Origin of the sequence: Halothiobacillus sp. (assembly GCF_028710545.1) — a bacterium.
Taxonomy (GTDB): Bacteria; Pseudomonadota; Gammaproteobacteria; order Halothiobacillales; family Halothiobacillaceae; genus Halothiobacillus.
Map to the genome: position 1 here is coordinate 38,871 of NZ_JAQTTX010000021.1, position 7,160 is coordinate 46,030.

Genomic DNA, 7,160 nt, shown 5'->3' on the forward strand with positions numbered 1-7,160 from the left:
TACCTTCCGGTTGATCAGCCGAGTTCTTTTCTCAATTTACGGGCCACCGCAACCATGGCTTCCAGAGAAGGAATCACTTCCGCCCAGGTGCGGGTTTTCAGGCCACAATCGGGGTTGATCCATAAACGTTCGGCCGGAATTTTTTCCAGCGCGAGTCGAACGCGCGGTTCGATCTCTTCCACGGTCGGAATCTGCGGCGCATGAATATCGTAGATGCCGGGCCCGATGGCGTTGGGGTAGTGGAAGTCTGAAAAGGCATCCAGCAGTTTCATGTTCGAACGCGTGGTTTCGATGGTGATGACATCGGCATCCAGCGCAGCGATCGATTCGATGATGTCATTGAATTCGCTGTAACACATGTGGGTGTGGATCTGGACGTCTTTCGGCGCATCGGCCACGGCGTGCTTGAAGGACCGCACGGCCCAGGCGAGGTAGGCGCTCCAATCTTTTTTACGCAGCGGCAAGCCTTCGCGGAACGCGGGTTCATCGACCTGAATCATGCCGATGCCGGCAGCGGCGAGATCGTTTATCTCCTGTCGTAACGCCTCGGCAATCTGGTAGCACACGGCCTCGCGGGAAAGATCATCGCGCACGAACGACCAGAACAGAATCGTTACCGGGCCGGTCAGCATGCCCTTGACCGGGCGCTGGCTCAGCGATTGTGCATAGCGTGCCCACGCTACCGTCATCGGGCGACTGCGGTACACATCGCCCCAGATAATGGGCGGTTTGACGCAACGCGAACCGTAGGACTGCACCCAGCCTTCCTGGGTGAAGGCAAAGCCATCAAGCTGCTCGCCGAAGTATTCGACCATGTCGTTGCGCTCGGCTTCGCCATGCACCAGCACATCCAGACCAATCTTTTCCTGAACCTCGATCACATGGCGGATTTCAGCCTTCATGCTGGACTCGTATTGTTCCTCGGAAAGTTCCCGGTTCTTGAAGGCCTTGCGTGCCGCTCGGATTTCATGCGTCTGCGGGAAAGAACCGATCGTCGTGGTCGGCAGCAGCGGCAGGTTGAAACGTGCCTGCTGTGCCGCTGCACGCGCTGCGAACGCTTCACTGCGGTTAGGCTCGGTTGCGGCAATCGCCTCTGTCTTGGCCCGTACGGTGGATGAATTGCGACCCGGCTGGCGGTCGAGTTCGGCGCGGGCCGAAGCCGCCTGATTGAGTTCCAGGGCGATGCTGTCCCAACCGTCGCTCAGTCCTCTGGCCAGCAGATTCAGTTCGGTGAGTTTTTGGCGGGCATAGCTTAAGTTATTGCGCAGAAACTCCGGGAGTTTTGTCTCGAAGGTGGCGTCCAGCGGAAGATGCAGCAAGGAGCAGGACGGGGCAAGCCACAGGCGTTCCTTCAGACGGGCATACACGGGCGCCAATCGCTGCAACATAGGCGCCAGATCGGCGCGCCAGATCGAGCGCCCATCGAGAATGCCGACGGAAAGCACTTTGTAATCCGGCAGGCGGTCGGCCACGGCAATCAGATCGCGCGTCATCGTCGCGTCAATGTGCAGGCCATCCACCGGAAGATTGGCGGCGAGCGCCACATTGCCGTTCAAATCGCCGAAATAGGTGGTCAGCAGGAGCTTGATTCCGGGTACTTTCAGTCGGTGGTAGGTCGGTTCGAAGGCTTGCAGCCAGTCAGCAGGCAAGTCAAGCGTCAAAATGGGCTCGTCGATCTGCACCCAGGCAACACCGAGGGCTTTGAGCTCGTTCAACAACAACTGATACCCGGCGGCCAGCGCTTCGGCCTTGGCGAGCCTGCCGGCTTCATCCAGACCACGGCTCAGATAGAGGAAGGTCAGCGGACCGACCAGAACGGGCTTGGCCGCCGGATTCGCCGCCAACGCCTCGCGCACGAGATCAAGATAGCGTGCGGCATCCAGCGTGATGGGTTGATCCGCCTCCAGTTCCGGCACGAGGTAGTGATAGTTGCTGTTGAACCATTTTTTCATCGCCAGCGGGGCGATGTTCTGCCCAGCGACATTTTTGCCGCGCCCGAGTGTAAACAGGTTATCCAGCGTGTTGGCCGTGTTGCCGAAGCGGTGTGGCACTTGCCCGAACAACAGGGCGGTGTCGGCCATGTGGTCGTAAAACGAAAAGTCGCCGACGGGCGGATGGGTGATACCAGCCTCTTTGTGGGCGTGAAATGTTTGCTCGCGCACGCTTTTTGCGGTCGCTTGCAGCGCTTGGGCAGATGATTCGCCCCGCCAGTGCGATTCCAGTGCCCACTTGAGCGCGCGGCGTTCGCCAATGCGGGGAAAACCCAAGGTATGTGTGGTTATGTTTGATGAATTACTCATGTCATTAATTCCGTAAAGTGGCGTGTATGATTAACAACGTTCACGATACGCGAACTAAACATGATTTTGGTTGATGATATTTGTATGAAATGATGAGCCAACAGCATGAAGTTGGCATGCCAATCGAACAGATTGTTTGTTCTTGGGCAATCGGGAAAATTATGGAGTGTACGCAGTGGGTTGGTTGATAACGAAGTATCTGGTCACGGCCGGAGTGATCATCCTTGTATCCGAGATGGCCAAACGCAGTGACAAGCTCGGAGGCTTGCTCGGCGCGTTACCGCTGGTGACCATCATGGCCTTGATCTGGCTGCATGTCGGGCAGCAGTCCGAAGAAAAAATCGCCAATCACGCCTGGTACACCTTCTGGTATGTGCTGCCGACCTTGCCAATGTTCCTGGTTTTTCCAGCCCTGTTGCAGCGCATCGGTTTCTGGCCGACGCTCATTGTCTGCATTGTTCTGACCATGGTGATTTTCTGGATGTTCGCGCTCGTTATGCGGCGTTTCGGGGTGGACCTGCTTTGACATAGTTAGGTCGTTATCGCGCCAACAAAACTTCGTACTCCGGAAAAGACAAAGCCTTCAGGTTGTCGGTGGCTTTTCGGCTGAGGATGATCTCGGCATCCACAGAAAACCATCATCACAACGCGATCCCGACCCATGCATACCGCTGGTGCAGCGGGCGCCACTCTTATGAAAACAGTCCGGGGCACCTCGAAAAACCTACTGCGCGCGCCGATTGCTGCGTTGGGCGGTGCTCGCTCCCTCGCCTATCTATTTGATATGTCTCGGTCACTGCGCTCCGGCCGCCTTGCACTCGGGCCGCTCGTGACGGTTTTTCGAGGTGCCCTCCGGTATATTTATCAACTCAACTGCGTCACCTGCGCTTGAGTTGTCTGGCCAAAGGTGAGGCAGAGAACCGCCTATTGGAGGTTTAGTGCACAGCGCAGTACAAGTACTGTGCCCCTTTAAGGACCTGTTGCCATCAGGCGCGTGGGTGATATGTTAAATTCAGGAAGGCGCACCGGCGATGCTGATGGATCATGTTACGCTTTGTTGATTAACGGCCAGAGCTGAACGACTGGATGGCAAAATTCTTATATTTAATAACATTTTTCATATCGTAATTAACAGAATTCCAATCCGATGCGCTGATATCGCCTGAATTATTTTTTGTTAAAGTTTTAAGATAATTAACAGCTTGACTAAATCTATTGCCTTCGACGGTAAAGGCAATAAAGTCTTGGCATTTGTTGTACTTATGATCCACTTTAATGGCCCATTCGCAGTCTCGTCCTTTTTGTGAAGCTACCGAAATAATTGCAGCTGCCTTAGAAAAATTCCCGTAGTCCGAAGAATCTGAAAAATCAACCGGGCCACTGTATCTCTTTAAGTAATCGTCATCATCTTGAGTACCAATTTGCCTAACTGATGGCATTTCTGACTTGACCGATCCAGTAATGTTTTGCTGTTCTACACCGCCACACGGCAATTGGCTGAATGTGATTTGTCCGTTGGCGTCTTTGCATTTGTAAATATCAGCATGGGCAGCTGCGATACCAATCAGGAAAATAAACACTGATTTATAGAGCATTGTATTACTCCTGTTTTATGGAGGTGGAATGAATCTAGTCAGCCCAAGATGCGGGCTCTTTGGCTCAAGTCGATCTGTCCGATGTGTGCAATTAAGTCTTACCTTTATTGAACGCAATCATACGTCTTTTCTAAATTGATCATTCATTGATCTGTGTTGCCCGTCTTTATCGAGGTGTTTGATATTATGCTTCACATATGGGGTGATATGTCAAACACCCATGCGCAAATAACTGTTGTTCAATCCATGCAGCTGACGGCTGCGATGCGCGTGTACCCTGTGATAATCGGGTACCGATCGAATCACTGAAATCCGATTCAGGGATGATTCGGGGGAGCCAGCGAGCCGGATGATTCCTCGTCTTGGCGCACTTGTTTTTCCGATGTCACCTGAACCACAAACGACACGATTTTTTGCAATATGGGCGATTGCGACGACAGCACATTTGAAACCACCCCGATCAGCATGGGATGGCTTAAATCATCCACCATGAATTTCTCGACCGGCCCACCGTTCTCCTTGATTTTGGCATACAGATTACGGGTGTTTTTCGGGTAGACGATCGTGTCGGCACGGCTCTCGATCAACAGCATGGGCGGGTTGGTGCCATCGGCCCAATGAATGGGCTGGGTGACGGGGTATTGGCTGGGCGGGCCGAAAATGGCTTTGAGGTCGGGCTCGACCAAGGGCAGGAAATCATACGGGCCGCCCAGGCCGATCATGCCGCGAATCCACTGGCGAGAACCTCCCACGGCTTTTAAGTAGGCAGGATTCAAGGCCAGCATCGCCGCATTGTAGGCGCCGGCGGAATGCCCCATCAGCACGACTTTGTTGGTACTGCCGCCGTACTGGCTGATGTGTTCGTGGGTCCACGCCACGGCCTTGGCCGAGTCGTTCACAAAGGCCGGGAAGGTGACATCGGGATACAGTCGATAGTTGGGGATGACCACGACAAAGCCTTTGCTGGCAAGCTCTGCGCCCACGAAACGATACATCGATTTATCGCCGTCCTCCCACCGACCGCCCCAGAAAAAGACGATCACCGGTGCGGCATGCGCATTCGCTGGTTGGTACACATCCAGCTTTAATTCATGCTGGCGATCAAACACAATCGAGCGGGTCACTTGAACGCCATCCCGGGGCGATAAGGTGTTCAGTATGGTCACCCCGGAGCAACCCTGCAGACCAAATGAGATCAATAGAAAAATAAGTACAGACCACCAGGGTTTTTTCATCAAAACAATCCACAACAATAAAGCGAACGCAATAAGAGACGGGTATTGACGCTTTTGTGTACGAAGGACGGCGCCCTTTGGATGCAGACACACCCGGTTAACAGCTTAGTCCATCGATCGTGTGGTGGTTATTTTGCGGGATTGACCGGGTTCGGCACGCGCATGGCCGCGCGGCCACTGCTGGTGGAGAAGTTGTTGACGATGCGGCAGAACAGCTCGGCGGTTTGCTCGGCATCGTAGAGCGCGCCGTGGGCCTGTTGGCTGTCCCATTCCAGGCCGATGGCCTCCAGCGCCTTGGCGAGCACGGTTTCACCGACGGCCAGTGCCGATAGGGTCACGGTGTCGAAGGTCGAGAAGGGGTGGAATGGATTCTTTTTATTTCCCGTGCGTTCACAGGCGGCGTTGATGACTGCGAGGTCGAATGCCGCATTGTGGCCGACCAGCACCGCCCGCCGTGCGCCGTTGAGTTTGACGCGCTGACGAATCGGCTGGAAAAATTCTTTGAGCGCTTCGGCCTCACTCACCGCGCCGCGAAACGGATGATCGATATCGATGCCGTTAATTTTCATCGACGTGGGGTTGAGGTTGGCCCCCGCAAACGGTTGCACATGAATCTGGATGCGATCGACGGGAATGATCTTGCCGTTGGCATCGACATCCAGCAGCACGGCGGCCAGTTCGAGCAGGGCATCGGTTTGTGGATTCAAACCACCGGTTTCGACATCAACCACCACCGGCATAAAGCCGCGAAAGCGCCGTGCGATGTTCCAGTCGTTTTTTTTGGATGTGGTGAGTGCCGTGGCAATCTCGGTGAAGTCGGGCGTGTCCTGTTGCACAGGGTTCGGGCCACTCAAGCTTTGATTACTCAAGAGCAGGCCACCCGCTCGCGCCAGGATTGCACGGTGTTGTGCATCAGCATGGCGATGGTCATTGGGCCGACACCACCGGGCACCGGCGTGATCCACGCAGCGCGTTCGGCGGCAGCGGCAAAATCGACATCACCGCACAGGCTGCCGTCTTTTTGTCGGTGAATGCCGACATCGACGACGATCGCGCCGGGCTTGATCCAGTCGCCACGCACCAACCCGGGCTTGCCTGCCGCGACGACGAGCAGATCGGCCCGGCGTACATGCGCCTCAAGATCACGGGTGAAGCGGTGGGTCACGGTGACGGTCGCGCCTGCCAGCAGCAATTCGAGCGCCATGGGGCGGCCCACGATATTCGATGCGCCCACGACGACCGCTTCCATGCCATATAAATCCAGCTTTGCTGTTTCGAGCAGCTTCATCACACCAAAGGGCGTGCAGGGGCGCAGCGCCGGTTGGCGAATCGCGAGTTTGCCGATGTTCTCCGGGTGAAAGCCGTCCACATCCTTGCTGGGATGAATGCGCTCGATAATTTCTGCAGCACTCAGATGGGCGGGCAGGGGGAGCTGAACCAGAATGCCATCAATGACCGGGTCGGCGTTGTACTGATCGACCAGTGCGTTCAGTTCGGCCTGGGAAATATCCGCCGCAAGATCCTTGGAAACGGAATACATGCCGATCTTTTCGCAGGTTTTGCGCTTGTTCGCCACATAGACGCTGGAGGCCGGGTCATCGCCCACCTGAATCACGGCAAGCCCCGGCGGACGAATACCCTTGGATGCCGCGGCGGTGATTTCTTCTGCGAATGCGGTTTGCAGCGAGGCCGATAATGCTCGACCATCCAGTATGTGTGCCGTCATGTGGTTTGTGCCTTATGGGTTGGCCGGATGCAATGGAAAATGGGGGGTGAATTGTCGCATGAAGCCTGTCATGTGCTCAATGAATCGAAGGCAGTGAATCAGTGTTTGGCTAAGGAAGCTCTGATTGAATCGAAAATACTGGGCGGCTGACGTTCAACGCGATTTTTTTCGCTTGAGGAGCCGGTTTTGGCTGAAAATCTCCCCAAATTTCAGCATTTCGACGGTTTTTGGGCAGATTTTCCCTGTGTTCATGCCGCCAGTCTCCCGCGCAGCAAGTAAAGATTTGCCAGTACCATCAGGCTCA

6 protein-coding genes are annotated in these 7,160 nt (G+C 55.0%); 1 reads left to right on the forward strand and 5 read right to left on the reverse strand.

Annotation, left to right across the window (positions count from 1 at the left end; all coding sequences use genetic code 11):
* Positions 1 to 14 precede the first annotated feature (14 nt).
* Positions 15 to 2,300 (reverse strand): 5-methyltetrahydropteroyltriglutamate--homocysteine S-methyltransferase, encoded by a 2,286-nt coding sequence (gene metE / locus PHD44_RS06015; protein WP_300189213.1) that lies wholly within the window; start codon positions 2,298 to 2,300, stop codon positions 15 to 17.
* 175 nt (positions 2,301 to 2,475) lie between these two features.
* Between metE and PHD44_RS06020 the strand changes: the two genes are divergently transcribed.
* Positions 2,476 to 2,826, forward strand: coding sequence for a DUF3147 family protein (locus tag PHD44_RS06020; RefSeq protein ID WP_300189215.1), 351 nt, complete (start codon positions 2,476 to 2,478; stop codon positions 2,824 to 2,826).
* A gap of 535 nt (positions 2,827 to 3,361) precedes the next feature.
* Here the strand turns inward: PHD44_RS06020 and PHD44_RS06025 are convergent.
* From PHD44_RS06025 to folD, 4 genes are all read right to left on the reverse strand, one after another.
* Positions 3,362 to 3,895 (reverse strand): DUF4124 domain-containing protein, encoded by a 534-nt coding sequence (locus tag PHD44_RS06025; RefSeq protein ID WP_300189218.1) that lies wholly within the window; start codon positions 3,893 to 3,895, stop codon positions 3,362 to 3,364.
* Positions 3,896 to 4,212: 317 nt separating this feature from the next.
* Positions 4,213 to 5,130 carry an alpha/beta hydrolase gene (locus PHD44_RS06030; RefSeq protein WP_300189221.1) on the reverse strand — a complete coding sequence of 306 codons (918 nt, stop codon included), beginning with the start codon at positions 5,128 to 5,130 and terminating at the stop codon, positions 4,213 to 4,215.
* Positions 5,131 to 5,258: 128 nt separating this feature from the next.
* Positions 5,259 to 5,936 (reverse strand): ribonuclease T, encoded by a 678-nt coding sequence (rnt, locus tag PHD44_RS06035; RefSeq protein WP_300189228.1) that lies wholly within the window; start codon positions 5,934 to 5,936, stop codon positions 5,259 to 5,261.
* Between the two features lie 59 nt (positions 5,937 to 5,995).
* Positions 5,996 to 6,856, reverse strand: coding sequence for a bifunctional methylenetetrahydrofolate dehydrogenase/methenyltetrahydrofolate cyclohydrolase FolD (gene folD / locus PHD44_RS06040; protein WP_300189223.1), 861 nt, complete (start codon positions 6,854 to 6,856; stop codon positions 5,996 to 5,998).
* Positions 6,857 to 7,160: the final 304 nt, after the last annotated feature.